Source organism: Bifidobacterium saimiriisciurei (assembly GCF_010667655.1).
Lineage (GTDB): Bacteria > Actinomycetota > Actinomycetes > Actinomycetales > Bifidobacteriaceae > Galliscardovia > Galliscardovia saimiriisciurei.
In genome coordinates this window covers 160,931-177,285 of sequence record NZ_WHZU01000004.1, presented here as the reverse complement: position 1 = coordinate 177,285, position 16,355 = coordinate 160,931, and the positions used below count along the sequence as shown (strand labels likewise).

General features: G+C 65.7%; 16 protein-coding genes and 1 pseudogene. 3 read left to right on the top strand and 14 right to left on the bottom strand.

The annotated features are described in order from the left end of the window. Positions 1-24: 24 nt before the first annotated feature. The 3 genes and pseudogenes from GFD18_RS03825 to GFD18_RS03815 all read right to left on the bottom strand — a co-directional run. A complete protein-coding gene (locus tag GFD18_RS03825) occupies positions 25-783 on the bottom strand; it encodes a carboxymuconolactone decarboxylase family protein (protein WP_163199308.1) in 759 nt (252 codons plus the stop codon). 113 nt (positions 784-896) lie between these two features. Continuing rightward, positions 897-1,892 carry a LysR family transcriptional regulator gene (locus GFD18_RS03820; RefSeq protein WP_163199306.1) on the bottom strand — a complete coding sequence of 332 codons (996 nt, stop codon included), beginning with the start codon at positions 1,890-1,892 and terminating at the stop codon, positions 897-899. Between the two features lie 26 nt (positions 1,893-1,918). Next, positions 1,919-3,550, bottom strand: a pseudogene (locus GFD18_RS03815) (NAD-dependent malic enzyme); the annotation flags it as partial. Between the two features lie 301 nt (positions 3,551-3,851). On the opposite strand from GFD18_RS03815, the gene GFD18_RS03810 reads away from it, so the two are divergent. The 3 genes from GFD18_RS03810 (at position 3,852) to GFD18_RS03800 (ending at position 6,520) form a co-directional block, all read left to right on the top strand. Then, entirely contained in the window at positions 3,852-5,282 is a 1,431-nt protein-coding gene (locus tag GFD18_RS03810) for a DASS family sodium-coupled anion symporter (RefSeq protein WP_163199304.1), read from the top strand. A gap of 262 nt (positions 5,283-5,544) precedes the next feature. Further along, the gene (locus tag GFD18_RS03805; RefSeq protein ID WP_163199302.1) at positions 5,545-5,814 is read left to right on the top strand and encodes a DUF6725 family protein; all 270 of its coding nucleotides are present in this window, start codon (positions 5,545-5,547) and stop codon (positions 5,812-5,814) included. An 82-nt stretch (positions 5,815-5,896) separates the two neighbouring features. Further along, the gene (locus GFD18_RS03800) at positions 5,897-6,520 is read left to right on the top strand and encodes a TetR/AcrR family transcriptional regulator (RefSeq protein WP_163199301.1); all 624 of its coding nucleotides are present in this window, start codon (positions 5,897-5,899) and stop codon (positions 6,518-6,520) included. A 16-nt stretch (positions 6,521-6,536) separates the two neighbouring features. On the opposite strand, the gene GFD18_RS03795 is transcribed toward GFD18_RS03800, so the two are convergent. The 11 genes from GFD18_RS03795 to infC form a co-directional block, all read right to left on the bottom strand. Beyond that, on the bottom strand, positions 6,537-7,598 hold the full coding sequence (locus GFD18_RS03795) for a prephenate dehydrogenase (RefSeq protein ID WP_225432883.1): 1,062 nt from the start codon (positions 7,596-7,598) through the stop codon (positions 6,537-6,539). Then, positions 7,595-8,569: a prephenate dehydratase gene (locus GFD18_RS03790; protein ID WP_163199299.1), complete on the bottom strand. Its 975-nt coding sequence runs from the start codon at positions 8,567-8,569 to the stop codon at positions 7,595-7,597. The genes GFD18_RS03795 and GFD18_RS03790 overlap by 4 nt, the downstream gene beginning before the upstream one ends. An 84-nt stretch (positions 8,570-8,653) precedes the next feature. Continuing rightward, entirely contained in the window at positions 8,654-9,148 is a 495-nt protein-coding gene (locus tag GFD18_RS03785) for an alcohol dehydrogenase (RefSeq protein ID WP_163199297.1), read from the bottom strand. A 173-nt stretch (positions 9,149-9,321) separates the two neighbouring features. Next, the gene (typA, locus tag GFD18_RS03780; RefSeq protein ID WP_100511404.1) at positions 9,322-11,244 is read right to left on the bottom strand and encodes a translational GTPase TypA; all 1,923 of its coding nucleotides are present in this window, start codon (positions 11,242-11,244) and stop codon (positions 9,322-9,324) included. 161 nt (positions 11,245-11,405) lie between these two features. Further along, positions 11,406-11,996: an SMC-Scp complex subunit ScpB gene (gene scpB / locus GFD18_RS03775; protein ID WP_163199295.1), complete on the bottom strand. Its 591-nt coding sequence runs from the start codon at positions 11,994-11,996 to the stop codon at positions 11,406-11,408. Beyond that, positions 11,996-12,865: a segregation and condensation protein A gene (locus GFD18_RS03770; RefSeq protein ID WP_404801602.1), complete on the bottom strand. Its 870-nt coding sequence runs from the start codon at positions 12,863-12,865 to the stop codon at positions 11,996-11,998. The genes scpB and GFD18_RS03770 overlap by 1 nt, the downstream gene beginning before the upstream one ends. Further along, the gene (locus GFD18_RS03765; protein WP_100511406.1) at positions 12,849-13,688 is read right to left on the bottom strand and encodes a ParA family protein; all 840 of its coding nucleotides are present in this window, start codon (positions 13,686-13,688) and stop codon (positions 12,849-12,851) included. The genes GFD18_RS03770 and GFD18_RS03765 overlap by 17 nt, the downstream gene beginning before the upstream one ends. An 86-nt stretch (positions 13,689-13,774) precedes the next feature. Continuing rightward, the gene (gene xerD, locus GFD18_RS03760; RefSeq protein WP_404801601.1) at positions 13,775-14,722 is read right to left on the bottom strand and encodes a site-specific tyrosine recombinase XerD; all 948 of its coding nucleotides are present in this window, start codon (positions 14,720-14,722) and stop codon (positions 13,775-13,777) included. A gap of 79 nt (positions 14,723-14,801) precedes the next feature. After that, entirely contained in the window at positions 14,802-15,185 is a 384-nt protein-coding gene (gene rplT / locus GFD18_RS03755; RefSeq protein ID WP_100511408.1) for a 50S ribosomal protein L20, read from the bottom strand. A gap of 50 nt (positions 15,186-15,235) precedes the next feature. Beyond that, positions 15,236-15,430, bottom strand: coding sequence for a 50S ribosomal protein L35 (rpmI, locus tag GFD18_RS03750; RefSeq protein ID WP_100511409.1), 195 nt, complete (start codon positions 15,428-15,430; stop codon positions 15,236-15,238). After that, entirely contained in the window at positions 15,411-16,136 is a 726-nt protein-coding gene (gene infC, locus GFD18_RS03745; RefSeq protein WP_163199505.1) for a translation initiation factor IF-3, read from the bottom strand. The genes rpmI and infC overlap by 20 nt, the downstream gene beginning before the upstream one ends. Positions 16,137-16,355 lie beyond the last annotated feature (219 nt).

Genomic DNA, 16,355 nt, shown 5'->3' with positions numbered 1-16,355 from the left:
GCGGCCGCGACGATGCCGACGTTGCTATTCGGCGGCCTTGCCGATGCCGCCGAGGGCGTTGAGGGTGCGCGGATAGCCGATGTAGGGCATGGTCTGGGAGACGACGGCGATGAGGAACGCCTTGTCGTTGCCTACGTTCATGTTCGCCTTCGCATGGGCGATGAGCTGTGGCTCGCACCCGCCCTGCGCGGCCAGGAAGCACAGCGTGATCATCTCGCGCTGGCGTACGTCGAGACCGCCGCGCGTGTAGTAGTCGCCGAAGCAGTTGCCGACGAGCCAGCGGTGGATGTGCCGGGTCTCCTCGGGACCGGCGTCGGCGAAGCCGCGCATGTGCTCGCCGAAGATCTCGATCTGTGCCTGCTCACCGGCCTCCATACGGGTCTCGGGACCGACCGTGCCCTGCTGTTCGAGGGGCAGGGTTACCTTCTCTTCGAGGAACACGTCGTTGGTGGCGTTGAGGAATCCCATGACCCGTCCGATGCCGAGATAGGCGGTCGCCTGGTAGACGATCTCCTTGATCTCGACCGGGGTGACGCCGGATTTCAGGGCCGCGGGGATCATGAGCCGGTACTCGTCGAGTCCCTGGCAGCCGAGCAGAGCGGCGAGGATGGCCATGGACCGGGTGCGGTCGTCGAGGTCGGGATGGCTCGCGCCGGGGTCGTTCACCACTTCGTCGTAGGCGAACCGGCTGAACATCTCCACGAATTCGGGGTCGGTCTCGCCGAGCGGCTGCTTGTCGTTCATGAGCTGGTCGTATTTTTTTCTGAATGATTCGAATGCCATGTCTCAACACATACCACGGAATCGCGGAGCATACGAATGTTCGCCGTGCATGACCGTCCATGCACGAACCGTATGAGCACCGTCATATGACGACCGCGTGACGGCGTCGTCCGTCAATCGTCGGTTCCGTTGGCGAGGTTGCGGCCGATGACGTCGAGGAACGCCTGGGCGCCGTCGATGCGGCCGGCAACCTGCCCGCCGGCATCGCGGGTCTCGTCGTTGAACACGTAGACGTCGAATGTGGGCAGGTCGACGCCGCGCACGGGCAGTGTGGAGAGGCGTCCGTCACCGCCGACGGCGACGGACGCCATGAGGCCTACGGCGAGGCCGGAGGCGATGATTGCCTTCATGGTGTTGACGTCGGCGACCTCGATGAGCTGGGTGACGTCGATGCGAGTACGAAGAAACTCGGCGACGGCCTTGGAGTGTACGAAGTCGTCGCCGAGCGTGACGAACCGCAGACCTCGGAACAGTGTCTCGTCGCCGAAATCGAAGTCGTGACGTCCCCTGAGCGGCTCGGGCGGGTTGGCGGCCGAATGGACGAGCTCGAACGGGAACGACGCGATCTTGAACGATTGGATGCCGCCGATGTCGGGGCGGGCGTCGATGGTGGCGACGGCGCCGAAATCCACGTCGTGGCGTTCGATCTGCTCCATGAGCCGTTTGGAGCCGACCGACTGCACGGATATGCGCCCGTGCAACCGGTCGGCAAGCATGTCGATGGAGGCGTCGCCGAGCAGATAGGCGGAGATGATGGGCGGCAGTCCCACGGTGTAGACGTCGGGCGCATGCGCGGCGTCGAGGTCGTCGGCGAGCGCGTCGAGTTCGCCGAGTATGGCGGCGGTGTGACGGACGACGATGAGCCCTTCGGCGGTGAGGCTGAGCCCTCCCCCGGCGCCGAACCGCTGGCGTTGCAGCAGGGTGGCGCCGAGTCGGGATTCGAGGCGTTTGATCGCCTGCGATACGGTGGGCTGGGAGACGCCGGCGGCGGCCGCAGCGTCGGTGAAACTGCCGAGTTCGGCGACGAGCTGGAACAGTTCGAGGTCCCGTATGTTCTCTATCGACGCCACATTGCCTCCCCCGCGTTCAACGACATTGGTGTCTGTCATTGTACGCGGGGTGTCCGAGGGCGTCATTACCGGTCTTCGGGATGCCAGGTGGCGGCCTCGACGGCGGCGGGCACGTCGTCGACGGGTTCGCGGTTAAGGCCTTCGGCGATGGCCTGTTCGGCCACGGCGGTGGCGACCCTGCGGGAGATCTCGGTGAGGCTGCTGACCGGCGGCAGCACGGCGGCGCCCGGCTGGTCCACGTCGATCATGTCGGAGATGGCGTGGGCGCCGGCGAGCAGCATCCGGTCGCTGATGAGACGCGCCTTGCCGACGATGGCGCCGAAGCACAGGCCGGGGTACATGAGCGCGTTGTTGCCCTGGCCGATGTGGTAGGTGACGCCGTTGTATTCCACGGGCGCGGAGGGCGTGCCGGTGATGACGAACGCCTTGCCGTCGGTCCAGCGGATCACGTCGGCGGCCTTGGCCTCGGCGAGTTCGGTCGGGTTGGAGATCGGGCAGATGAGCGGACGCTCCACGTGGCTGGCCATGGCGGTGACGACGCGTTCGTCGAAGGCGCCGGGGCGGGTGGAGGTGCCGATGAGCACGGACGGCTTGAACGCATCGACGACCTGGGCGAGGTCGGTGGTGTCGGCCACGTCGGCGAATTCGGCCGGGTCGTGCGCGTACTTGCGCTGGCCTTCGGTCAGGTTCTCCTGGCCTTCGAGCACGAGGCCGTAGCGGTCGACGAGGGCGACCTGAGCCATGGCCGCGGCGCGGTCCATGCCGCCGTTCATGACCATGTCGTCGACGAGCTGGTCGGCGATGCCGACGCCGGCGGTGCCCGCGCCGAACACGAGGATGCGCGTGTCCTCGTAGCCGGTGCCGGCGATCCTGCGGGCGGCGACGAGCGCGGCGAGCACGGTCACGCCGGTGCCCTGGATGTCGTCGTTGAGGGTGAGCACGTCACGGCGGTAGCGTTCGAGGATCGGTGCTGCGGTGGGTCGGCCGAAGTCCTCCCAGTGCAGCAGGGCGTCCGGGTAGAGTTCGAGGCTGTCGTGCACGAACCTGTCGATGAACGCGTCGTAGCGTTCGCCGCGCACGCGGGGGAAGCGGTTGCCCACGTAGTCGGGGTTGTCGAGCAGCTCCTGGCGGTCGGTGCCCACGTCGATCATGACGGGCAGCACGCGTGAGGGGTCGATGCCGGCGGCGGCCGTGTATACGGCGAGTTTGCCGGTGAGGATCTCCGCGCCCTGCGCGCCCCAGTCGCCGATGCCGAGGATGCCTTCGCCGTCGGTGGCCACGATGAGGTCGATGTCGCGGCCCTGCGCGTACTGGCGCAGCGCGTCCTTGATGCGTTCGGGATGCTCGATGGACACGTAGGCCACGTCGCTGCCGAGATAGTACCTGTCGTACTGCTGGATGGACTGGGCGACGGTCGGCGCGTACACGATCGGCATGTATTCGGTCAGATGCCTGGCCATGCCGTGGTAGAACAGCGCGCGGTTCTCGCGGGCCACGCCCATCAGGTACAGGCGCTTGTTGAGGTCGCCGTCGATGGCGGAGAACCTGGCGTGCATCACCTTCTCCTGCGCGTCGAGCGTGCGCACGGCGGCGGGCAGCAGGCCGTCCACGTCGTTGGCGACGCGCTCCTCGGCGGTGAAGGCGGCGCCCTTGTTGACGAAGGGGTTCCTCAGCGTTTCCATTCCGGTCATGATTACCGTCCTTAGTCTCGACGTTCCGTCGGCGTCCGCCGGCGTCCGGGCTTCGCTGCCCGGCTGATGTCTACCAACCTATGAAGATGGCGGACACCGTACAAATAAACAACGCTTATATATGCGACACGCCTGAAACACCAACGTTTATGGCCATCCACGACGGCGAGTCGGACCCATATAGACGATGCTTATTTGTGAACCACATCACATTTTTCCTACGCTCATGACATCACCCAGACCCGCACGACGATGACGCCGTCGTCATGACCGTGCGCGCCTCGGGGACATCGAGCAAAGGAGCATCATGACGCAGGCAACCAAGCAACGAACCAGGCAACTCATCAAGGCCGCGGTCTGCGTGGCCGTCACCGCCGCCATCTACGTGGTGCCGCCACCCGACGGCCTCGAGCCCAGGGCCATGCACATGCTCGCCATCTTCCTCGGCACCATCCTCGGCCTCATCCTCCAGCCGCTGCCCACGTCGGCCGTCGCCATCATCGGCCTGACCATCGCAATGCTCACCGGCGCCATGGACCCGAAGACCGAGGCGTTCGCCGGGCTCGGCAGCGCATCCATCTGGCTCATCGTCGCCGCGTTCTTCATCGCCCAGGGCTTCGTCAAGACCGGACTGGGCCGACGCATCGCCCTGGTGTTCATCAGCCTGCTCGGCAAGTCCACGCTCGGCATCTCCTACGGCCTGTCCGCCGCCGACCTGCTGCTCGCCCCCGCCACCCCGTCGAACACGGCGCGACTCGGCGGCATCCTCTTCCCCATCATCACGTCCATCAGCGACGTGCAGAAATCCACGCCCGAATCCGACGAATCCCGGCGCCGCATCGGCGCATACCTCGCCGTCACCGCCAACAACGTCAACGCCATCACCTCCGCCATGTTCACCACCGCCATGGCCGCCGGCCCCGTCGTCGCCCAGCTCGCCGCCGACTCCGGCGTCACCATCGGCTGGGGCACGTGGGCGCTCGCCGGCATCGTCCCCGGCGTGCTGTGCCTGCTCATCATCCCGGCACTGGTGTACAAGGTGTATCCGCCGACCATCAAGCATGTGCCGGCCGCGCAGAGCGACGCCCGCAGGGAACTTAAGGAGCTGGGGAAGCTGAGCGTCAAGGAGTGGATCATGGCCGCCACGTTCGTCGTCATGCTGGTGCTGTGGGCCACCGGTTCGGTGACCGGCATCAACGCCACCACCGTCGCGTTCCTCGGCGTGGCCGTGCTGCTCGTCTCCGGCATCATCACGTGGAAGGACATGGCCGCCAACACCTCCGCCTGGTCCACGCTCATCTTCTTCGGCGTGCTGGTCGGCATGGCCACCCCGATCAACAAGCTCGGCGTGGCCGAATGGGCCGGCGAGATCATCGCGCAGGCCACGGACGGCCTGCCGTGGATGGCGGTGCTGGCGCTGCTCACGGTCTGCTACTTCCTCATGCACTACATGTTCGCCGCCGAGCTCGCCCAGGCAGTGGCCCTGTACACGCTGTTCCTCGGCGTGGCCGTCGCCGCCGGCGCTCCCCCGGCCGCCGCGGCGCTCATGCTCGGCTGCGCCACCGGTCTGATCGGCGCGATGACGCACTACGCCTCCGGACCGGCGGCGCTGATCTACGGCGCCGGCTACGTGAAGACGCCCGAGTTCCTGAAGATCGGCTTCCTGTGCGGCATCGTCGCCGTGGCCGTCTGGCTCACGGTCGGCATGGGCTGGTGGAAGATCATCGGCATCTGGTGATCGGAACGACGTCCGGACCATAGACGCGGAATCATTCGCGCCCGGCCTCTTCCCGGCGCCATCGCCGGCGAAGAGGCCCGTCGTCGTCCTTGGTTCCTCATACGCGTATCGCGGTATCGAGGGCAGTGAGCTTCCCGCCACCTCTCACGCTACCCTTATTTGTCCCGACACACCTCTACAGCCCCAAAGGCAAACGTTAAATGTGACGCAAATCACAGGAATCGAGGAATCCGGTCCGAGACGTCAGCCATAGACTCGGGGCATGACCATTGTCCATATTCCAATCGGGGCCCGGCTCGTGGTCCGCACGACGATCGGAACGAACGAAGAGGGACGCGAGCAGTACCGCGATTTCGTCGGCCATGTGACGGCATGGGACGGGGTGACGCTGAGCCTGCTGCGCGACGAATCCGCGAACGGGCGTCGTCCGGCCCAGCTGGTCGATATCAGGGCGGCCGACATCGTTCGGTTCAAGCCGGTTCCCGAACGTCCGACGAACATCGAACGCCTGCGCGCCGGACATCGAGACTGATTTCTTATTCGTACAACGTGTTGATGCTGTAAGATATTGCCGACAGGATAATCATCGCAACGACCATCGGCAAGGAGACGGCATGGCACAGCGTAGGAACACGCGGACCGAGGCGGCGGTCAAGCAGGCGTTCATCACCCTGACCCGGAAGAAGGGGTTCGACGCCACCACGGTGAGCGACATCGCCCGTGAGGCGCGGATCAACCGCGGTACGTTCTACACGCATTACACCGACAAGTTCGACCTGCGACAGCAGCTTATCGCCAACGCCGTGGGCGATCTGGCCGACATCATCCTCAGATCGCAGCATCATCCCGGGCAGGAGTTCGTCCCCTATGAGGCCATTCTCGGCGGCCTGCGCTATATCAAGGGGGATTTCGACTTCTTCGACACCATATCGCACAGCGGCTCCGACATGGAGCTCTACACCAAGACGAAGGAGCTGATCGCCGACCTGCTGGTGGTCGAAACGGAGAAATCGGGGATACGCCTGGAGGCGGACGGCATCCCCGTCATGTACGGCACGGAGATGATGGCCTCGGCCCTGACCTCGGCCATCTGGATATGGCTGCGACGCGGCTGCGACGAATCGCCGGAGGACGTGGCCATGTTCATCGAACGGGCGAAGAAAAGCGCATTCGACAGGCCGCTCGCCACTCCCCCGACCGCCGTCACGCCTCCGTATGACGGCGCCGCCCGCCACTAGGCGCAGACGCGCATCCCTATAGCGCCGTGCGCACCTGCGCCACGAAGGATTCCCGGCCGGCGAGCCGGATGATGTGTTCGCCCCGCTTCGCCGATTCCAGCAGATCGGACTGCCATTCCCCTCCGTCGATCGACAGCGACACCTCGTCGTAGTCGATGTCCCCGGAACGCTGCCAGGCCTTGAATTCCCGGTAGGGCTGCGCGACGGCGAAGAACGCGCGTATGGAGTCGCGGGCGGATTCGGCCGCCTCGCCCCGTGCGTCGGAGGATTCGCTCTCCAGCAGGTCGGCCATGTCGGCGAGACGGCCGCTCATATGGCGCAGCAGTTCGGCCACGTTCGTCGCGTCCTCCTCCACCATGGCGCGGGTGCGGTCCGGATCGGTGAGCGCCACACGCGTCATGTCGCGCCAGCAGCCGGCGGCGAGCGCCTGGGCGATGTTGCGTTCGGGCATATCGGTCAGCTCGTTGGCGAGCGCGGTGGCGACCACGTGCGGCATGTGCGAGATCATGGCGGCCGCACAGTCGTGGGTGTCGTCGTCAAGCACGATGATGCGATTGCCGACGCCGGTGCAGATCATGTCGGCGACGAGCAGGAACCGGTCGTAGTCGGTGTCGTCGTCCACGGTGACGGCCCAGAGCGCGTCGTCGTAGAGCTCGGGGCTGGAGGCGCCGTAGCCGGAGAATTCGCTGCCGGCCATGGGGTGGGCGCCGACGTAGCGGTCTTCGAGGCCGGCGGCCCTGACCTCGTCGCGCACCTGTCCCTTGACGCTGCCGACGTCGGTGAGCGTCGCATGGGGGTCGAGCACCGGGGCGAGCCTTGCCAATGCCTGCGGCATGGCCTTCAGCGGGGTGCATAATACGAGCACGTCGGGTTTCGCCAGGGCGAGATCCTCGATGCTTCCCACGCATTCGATGCCGGCGGCACGCGCCTGCTCGTACGGATGAGGACGGTGGTTCCACGCCACGACGCGGCGGCCGTTGGCGACGAGGCGGCGCGCCAGCGATCCGCCGATGAGGCCGAGTCCGGCGATGGCGATGGTGTCCGCGTTGGGCAGTCCCTCGTTGTTCATGATGTTCATTTCCACAGCAGTTCCCTATCGGTTTCGGGGTCGTCGTTCCAGCTTGTCGTCGTATCGTCGAGATGGACGCCGCCCTGTGGGAGCATCCAGGCGCTGACGGGCGGGCTGGGTCGTTCCCTTCGGGGATAGACGGCGAGCGTCTTCACCCAGTCCCCGTGGGCGAGCACCTGGGAGAGCGCCGCCTTGAACTGCGGCTGCCATGGGGCGGCGTCGAACGTGGCGATGAAGCTGTAGGTGCCGTCGTTGCCTTTGATGGGTCGGGAGATGAAGCTGGTCATGTTGAGTCCGGCGTATCGGAGCACGTCGAGCAGGTTGGCAAGCACGCCGGGCCCGGTGTTCAGCAGGATGAACGCCACGATGGATTCGAAGTCCCGTTCCCCGTTCGCCTGCACGGCGCCCTGGGCCCGTATGGCCCCGAGCTGCCGTCGCGCGTCGTCACGCGGGGCGAGGACAAGGAATTCGGTGCGGCCGCCGCTGAAGTCCTGCACGGAGCGGGCCAGCACGTCGAGGCCGTAGATGTCGGCGCATACGGATGGCGCGAGGGCGACCTGGTCATCTGTGATGTCCCGGCAGGCCGCTGCGTTCGACGCCGTCGGTCGGACCGCGAGATCACGGTCGGCGATGAAGCCGGTGCATTGCGCCAGTCCATGCGGATGGGCGCATATGGTGGTGAGTTTCGTATGATTCGGTTTGACCAGCGCGTCGAACGAGATGTCGATGCCGATCCTGGCGAAGCCCACGACGTCGTCGGCGTCGATGAGGGCATCGAGATTCGGTACGACGTAGCCTTCGACGTTGTTCTCCCATGCGATGACGCCCCAGCCCTCGCGCCTGCCTACGGCGTCGAAGATGGCGGTGACGTTCGGTTCGGCCACGCACTCCCCCGCGTCGTCGATGAGCCGTGACGCCTCCAATGCGGCCTGATGGGTGAACGACCCTTTCGGGCCGAGATAATGCAGCGTTGTGGCCATGCCGGTCCTTTCCCGAATCGATGAACGGCGCAGATGGGCGTGTACCCACCATAGGCGAGGCGACGCCGATGCGATGCGGCCGTTTCAGTGCGTGGACTCGTGCTCGTAGCGTTCCCTCGGCGGGACGTGGCACCATTGCCGGGGCATGACCAATACGAGCACCTGGACGAGCACCATGCCCAGCAGCCAGACGATGCCGGCCTTCTGCATGATCGGGGAATAGGCGTCGGACGTGTATCCGAAGATGATGAGCGCCCTGGAGTTCGACGCATGCGATGCGATGAGCATGACGGCCGCGCCGGAGGCGATGAGGTGGAATCCCACGCCGAGGCCGTCGGAGCGGGCGCGCGCCGACCATGCGGAGACGCCGACCAGCAGCAGCGAGAGCACGAGACCGTAGGGGACGTTCCACGGCACGCCCATGCGGTGCGCGGCCGAGCCCACGAGACCGACGGCGAAGCCGGCGAGCACGTCGACGAGCAGACGTCCCCACAGGGGCAAACGAAAACTCCACGGCATCCGCCGCATGATGTCGTCGGATTGCTGCCGTGGAGTTCGTTTCATCGTTCGCTGAGCCATACGCTCCAGTATGGCGCGATGTTGCGACCGCCGGGCGACCGCTACGGTCGCTCGACGATCGTCAGAACAACTACTTGTTGTTGTTCTGCTGAACCGTCAAGCGGGGAGCCCCACAGGGCTCCCCGTAGGTGAGGGGAGACGGCCGCCAAGGCCGTCGACGGTCGTCAGAACAACTACTTGTTGTTGTTCTGACGACGCTGCTTGGCGCGCCACTTGTACCATTCGTCGCGGCTGAGGATGATCTTGCGCACGCGGATGGATTCGGGCGTGACCTCGACGCACTCGTCCTCGTTGGCGAAGTCCAGGGACTCCTCGAGGCTCATCTTGATCGGCGGGGTGAGGGTCTCGAGCACGTCGGCGGTGGCGGAGCGCATGTTGGTCATGTGCTTGGCCAGCGTGATGTTCACGTCGAGCTCGTCGGGCTTGTTGTTGATGCCGACGACCTGGCCCTCGTAGACCGGGGACTGCGGCTCGACGAAGAAGTTGCCGCGGGCCTGCAGACGCTGCATGGCGTACGGGGTGGCGACGCCCTGACGGTCGGAGACCATGGAGCCGTTCTGGCGGATGGTAATCTCGCCGGCCCACGGGGCGTATCCGGCGGAGATGGAGGAGGCGATGCCGGTGCCGCGGGTGGCGCTCAGCAGCGCGGTGCGGAAGCCGATGAGGCCGCGGGACGGCACGGTGAACTGCAGACGCACCCAGCCGGAGCCGTGGTTGGTCATGTTGTCCATGCGGCCCTTGCGGTCGGCCATGAGCTGGGTGACGGCGCCCATGTACTCCTCGGGCACGTCGATGGTGGTGTTCTCCATCGGCTCGTTGACCTTGCCGTCGATGGTCTTGGTGACCACCTGAGGACGGCCGACGGTCAGCTCGTAGCCTTCGCGGCGCATCTGCTCAGCGAGCACGGCCAGCGCCAGCTCGCCGCGGCCCTGGACCTCCCAGGCGTCGGGACGCTCGGTGGGCAGCACCTTGATGGACACGTTGCCGATGAGCTCGCGGTCGAGGCGGTCCTTGATCATGCGGGCGGTGAGCTTGTGGTCCTTGCCCTCGGTGCCGGCCAGCGGCGAGTCGTTGACGCCGAAGGTCATGGAGATGGCCGGGTCGTCCACGTGGATGAGCGGCAGCGGCTTCGGGTCGTTGGGGTCGACGATGGTCTCGCCGATCATGATGTCGTTGACGCCGGCGACGGCCACGATGTCGCCGGGACCCGCCTCCTCGACCGGCTGGCGGTCGAGGCCCTGGGTGCGCAGCAGCTCGGAGACGCGGAAGTTCTCGATGGAGCCGTCCACACGGGACAGGCCGTAGGTGGCGCCCTTCTTCAGGGTGCCGTTGTAGATGCGGACCAGACCGAGTCGGCCGAGGAAGTCGGAGGAGTCGATGTTGGCCACATGCGCCTGCAGCGGGGCGCCCTCCTCGTATTCGGGGGCCGGGATGTTGGAGATGATGGCCTCGAACAGCGGCTCGAGGTTGTCGTTGTCGGGCAGGCCGCCGTCGGCGGGCTGGTCGGTGGAGGCGTAACCGGCCTTGGCGGCGCAGTAGATCACCGGCATTTCGAGCAACTGGTCGAGATCGAGGTCGATGCCTTCGTGCTGCACGTCGTCGGCCAGGCCGAGCAGCAGGTCGGAGGTCTCGCCGACGACCTCTTCGATACGGGCGTCGGGACGGTCCACCTTGTTCACGCACAGGATGACCGGCAGCTTGGCCTCGAGGGCCTTGCGCAGCACGAAGCGGGTCTGCGGCAGCGGGCCTTCAGAGGCGTCCACGAGCAGGACGACGCCGTCGACCATGGAGATGCCGCGTTCCACCTCGCCGCCGAAGTCGGCGTGGCCGGGGGTGTCGATGATGTTGAGGGTGATGCCTTCGGGGTGGCCGTACTTGGCGGCCAGCGGGCCGGTGTACTCGACGGCCGTGTTCTTGGCGAGAATGGTGATGCCCTTCTCGCGTTCCAGATCGTTGGAGTCCATCACGCGATCCGGGACTTCCTCGCGCTCGTTGAACACGTGGGACTGCTGGAGCATCGCGTTCACCAGCGTGGTCTTGCCGTGGTCGACGTGAGCCACAATCGCCACATTACGGATATCACCGCGTACCGCCATCGAAAACCTCTCTTAGTTGACTGTCTATTTGCGTCTCGAATGGATTATTTCGGAAAAACTGGTTCTGTCTTTATCCCTGAAATACACAAACCGCACCAATGATAGCCGTATTCCTTGACAGAAGACCCGACAGGGCGCCTGCCGCAACGCCGCCGATTCGGCTACTGCGCCGCCTCGTCGGCGGAGCCGGGCAGGAACGGCGCCAGCGAGGGCAGTTCGTCAAGACCATGCAGGCCCATGTGTTCGAGGAACAGGTCGCTGGTGGCCAGCAGCGCCGCATGGGTCTCGTCGTCCACGCCCCGTTCGGCGATGAGCCCCCTCATGGCGAGGGAGCGGATGACGCCGTCGGAGTTCACGCCGCGGATCGCAGCCACCTGGGCGCGCGTGATCGGCTGCTGGTAGGCGATGATGGCCAGCGCCTCCAACGCGGCCTGCGACAGCCTCGCCTGCTGGCCGCCGCCGAGGTAGGCTGTCACCACCGGGTCGAACTCCCTGCGGCTGGCGAACTGCCAGCCCCGTACGGTGTGGCGCAGTTCGAAGCCATGCGGGGTCGAATCGTCGTCATAGCGGTCCTGCAGGGACCGCAAGGCGTGCTCGATGGATGCCACGTCCACGGTAAGCGCCCGCGCCAGTTCGTCGGCGCCGCACGGATGGTCGGCCACCATGAGCATCGCCTCCAGGCATGCGTCCAGCCCACCGGGGAAGTCGGCGGGGTCGAATCGTTCGGTGCGGTGTTCTGCGGTATTGCCCATCAGGCGAAATCCCCCTCGTCGATCATTGCGATGTCGTCGATCGCGGCGTCGTGCCGCGACCCGTCATGGTCGGCCCAGCGCAGATGCAGGGCGGCATACGGTTCGTCCTGTCGGAACTGCACGACGCCGTGTTTGAAGAACGCCAGCAGCGCAAGGAACCTCGCCGCGACCTGCAGGCGCGTCTCGGCGTCGGCGGTGAGCTCGGCGAAGGTGAGCGATTCGCCGGCGGGCAGCGAACGCAGACGGGTGCGCACGATCGCCGCCTGCTGGCGCAGATCGACCAACGGCACATGCAGCTGACGCAGCGACACCTCGCTTGCGGGCGCGTTGGCCAGGGCGTGCGCCGCCAATCCGGCGAGCCGCTCGGGCGTGACGGTCCAGACGAGTTCCGGGGGCTCGGCTACGACGTCGACGGCGCCGCCCGGGTGGGGCATGCCGCCGGCGTTGTCGGCGAGACGCCGGCGGAAGTCCTCGCCGGCCTGCTTGAACGCGCGATACTGCAGCAGTCTGGCGAACAGCAGGTCGCGCTCGCGCAGCGCATCCATGCCGTGGCCGTCAGGCTCGTCTTCGTCGTCCGATGGCAGCAACGCCGCGCTTTTCGCCTCGATGAGCACCGAGGCCACATCGATGAACGCGCTGGCCTCGTCCATGTTGCGTTCGAAGTCCAGGACGTCGAGGTGGTGCAGGAACTCCTCGGTGATGGCGGAGAGCGAGACCTCGGTCAGTTCGAGACGCTTGTTGGCCAGCAGGCCGAGGAGCACGTCGAACGGACCCTGATACGCCTCGAGGTCGACGGTGAACCCGCCCGGCACCGCCTCGCCGGCGGCCGCGGGGGCCGGCGAGGGCAGCCGCTCAGGCGACGACACCACGGGCGACGAGTTCGCGGGCCACCTCGCGGTATTCCTTGGCGGTCTTGTGCTGCGGCGCGTACATGGTGATGGGCGCGGCGGCGATGGTGGCGTCGGGCAGTTTGATGGAACGGGTGATGACGGTGTGGAACACCTTGTCCTGGAAGGCCTCGTAGATGCGGTCGAGCACCTCTTCGGAGTGCAGGGTGCGCGTGTACATGGTCACCAGCACGCCGTAGACCTCGAGTCCGGGGTTGATGCGGCTCTTGACCTTTTCGATGGACTGCATGAGCAGCGCCACGCCGCGCAATGCGAAGAACTCGGCGGCGACGGGGATGATGACGCCGTCGGCGGCGGTCAGCGCGTTCACGGTGAGCAGTCCCAGGGAGGGCTGGCAGTCGATGATGATGACGTCGTATTCGTCGCGCAGCGGACGCAGCACGCCGGCGAGCACCTGCTCGCGGCCGACCTCGGTGACGAGCTGCACCTCCGCGGCGGACAGGTCGATGTTGGCGGGGATGATGTCGAGGTCGGGGAACCGCGTGTGGTGGATGACGGCATGCGGATCCATCGACATGTTGAACATCGCCGTGTAGATGGTGTTGTCCACGGAGTTCGCGTTGATGCCGAGCCCGACGGAGGATGCGCCCTGGGGGTCGAAGTCCACGATGAGCACCTTGCGTCCGAAGTTCGTCAGCGCGCCGGCGATGTTGATGGAGGAGGTGGTCTTGCCTACGCCGCCCTTTTGGTTGCACATGGCGATGATGGTCGCGGGTCCGTGATGGTCCAAAGCTTCTGGCGCGGGAAAGGTCTCGTAGTCGCGCCCCAACAGATCAGTAGGCATAGCCACCATGCTAACAACAGCCGTGCATCAATCAAGTATTACTCGACAACATGTGGTTCGGTCGCCCGGCGGTCTTCGTCGCGCCTTCATCGCGCCCGTGGATGCGAGGTGATGTACGTCTCGATGAGCGTCTGGGGGCTCACATGCGTGTAGATCTGCGTGGTGGTCACCGAGGCGTGGCCGAGCAGCTCCTGCACGCTGCGCACGTCGGCGCCGCCCTGGATCAGGTGCGTGGCGTAGGAATGCCGCAGGGTGTGCGGATGCAACGGCCGGGTGATGCCGGCACGGCGGCCGGCGAGCTTGACGATCTCCCATACGGATTGTCTCGACAGGCGCCTCCCCCGCTTGTTGAGGAACACCGCCCGCAGTTCGGGCGCCCGTTTCGCCCGTTCCATCAGCGCGGTGCGGGCGCCGGCAAGATAGTCGTGCAGGGCGGCGCACGCGTAGGAGCCTATGGGGACGAGCCGCTGTTTGGACCCCTTGCCCATGAGCCTGGCGACGTGCGCCTCGAGGTCGAGGTCGGCGAGGTCGGCGCCGACGGCCTCGGAGACGCGGCATCCGGTGGCGTACATGAATTCGAGCAGCGCCTTGTCGCGAAGCCCCACGGCGTCGTCGTCCCCCTGTGGTGAGGCGGCGTCGAGAAGCGCCTTCACCTCGTCGATGGTGAGCACGTCGGGCAGGGTGTCGAGGCTTTTCGGCGCTTTCACGCCTTCGGAGACGTCGGCCGGCGCCTTGCCTTCGGCCACGATGAACCGGTGCAGCTCGTGCACGGCGGCGAGACGGCGCGCACGGCTTCGCGCGCTTTCATCGGCAAGGGAGGCGACGAATCCCTCGACATGGCCCCGGGCGATGGCGTCGGGCGCGCTTACGCCGTTCTTCGCCAGCCAGGCCGTGTATCGCCTGAGGTCGGACCGGTAGGCGGCGATGGTGGATTTCGCCAATCCCCGTTCCACGTCGATGTAGGCCAGGAACCGTTCGACGAGCTCATCCATATCGTTCACATCAGGCAATCGTACCCGACTCCCCTGCCGCATCCGCCCGGTCCGTGAATAAAAAAAAACCGCGGGCCGCGCTGCGAATGGCGCGGTCCGCGGTTTCACGAAGGAATCGCTATCAGGCGTTGGCCGGAGCGTTCACGTCCTCGGGGAGGGCGGCCTTGGCGGCCTCCACGATGGTCTTGAACGTGTCGGGATCGGAGACGGCGATCTCGGCGAGGGCGCGACGATCCAGATCGATGTCGGCGAGGCGCAGGCCCTGGATGAAGCGGTTGTAGGTGATGCCTTCGGCGCGGACGGCGGCGTTGATGCGCTGGATCCACAGCTTGCGGAAGTCACCCTTGCGAGCCTTGCGGTCGCGGAAGTTGTAGTTGAAGGAGTGCAGCAGCTGTTCCTTGGCCTTGCGGTACAGGCGGGAACGCTGGCCGCGGTAGCCCGAAGCCCTTTCGAGAACGACGCGACGCTTCTTGTGGGCGTTGACTGCGCGCTTTACACGTGCCATATGGTATTCCTCAGCTTTCTAATACGTCTTGTATGCGTTCAGACCACGGATCAGTGGTTGAGCATGTTCTTCAGGTTCGCGGTCTGGGCCTTGGCGAGGGCCTTGTCGGCCTTCAGGGCGCGGCGCACGCGAGCGGACTTGTGCTCGAGGTTGTGGCGCATGGAGCTGCCAGCGTGCATCAGCTTGCCCGTGCCGGTGACGCGGACGCGCTTGGATGCAGCGGAGTTACTTTTCATCTTCGGCATTGCTGCCCTCCTTATGAGTGGTGTTCTTCGGGGAAGAGTTCTTCAGCTCGGCGCTGGCTTCGGCTGCGGCCTCGGCCTGTGCCTCCTTCTTGGCGGCCAGGCGCGCGGCCTGACGGGCCTGGCGCTCGGCGCGTGCGGAGGCGCCACGACGACGCTGCTCGGACTGGGTGTGCACCTTCTTGCCCTTCGGGGCCAGCACCATGATGATGTTGCGGCCGTCCTGACGGGGCTGGGATTCGATGGTGCCCAGCTCGGAGACCTCGTCGGCAAGGCGACGCAGCAGTTCGACGCCGCCGATGGGGCGGGACTGCTCGCGGCCACGCAGCATGATGGTGACCTTCACCTTGTCGCCGCCGGAGAGGAAGCGCTCCACATGACCCTTCTTGACGTCGAAGTCATGGTCGTCGATCTTCAGGCGGAAACGAATCTCCTTGATCTCGGCGGTGCTCTGGTTACGACGGGCCTCGCGCGCCTTGATCTTCTCGTTGTACTTGTACTTGCCGTAGTCAATAAGCTTGGCCACCGGCGGCTTGGCGTTCGGCGCCACCTCGACGAGATCGAGGCTGGCCTCACGCGCCAGATTCAGCGCGACCGAGGTTGCGATGACGCCCACCTGCTCGCCCTTCGGGCCGATCAGGCGTACTTGCGGTACGCGAATCTCTTCGTTGATACGTGGTTCGGCGCTAATGATGACTCCATTCCCTATTGCCCGGCGAAATCCTATCTGCGTCCGAAACTACAGCGCGCATGCAAAAAGCATGTCCTTGGGAATGTCGAAGGCCATGAACGGCCGCCAAACGAATTCCATGGGAGTCTTCGCTCCCTCATACGAGATGCCTCTCGTAAGGCTGTATGCCTTGGACCCGAGGCCATGAAAGGCTTCCAGGTGGGATTTCTCCACTTTCTTGATTACTCAAGCCTTGAA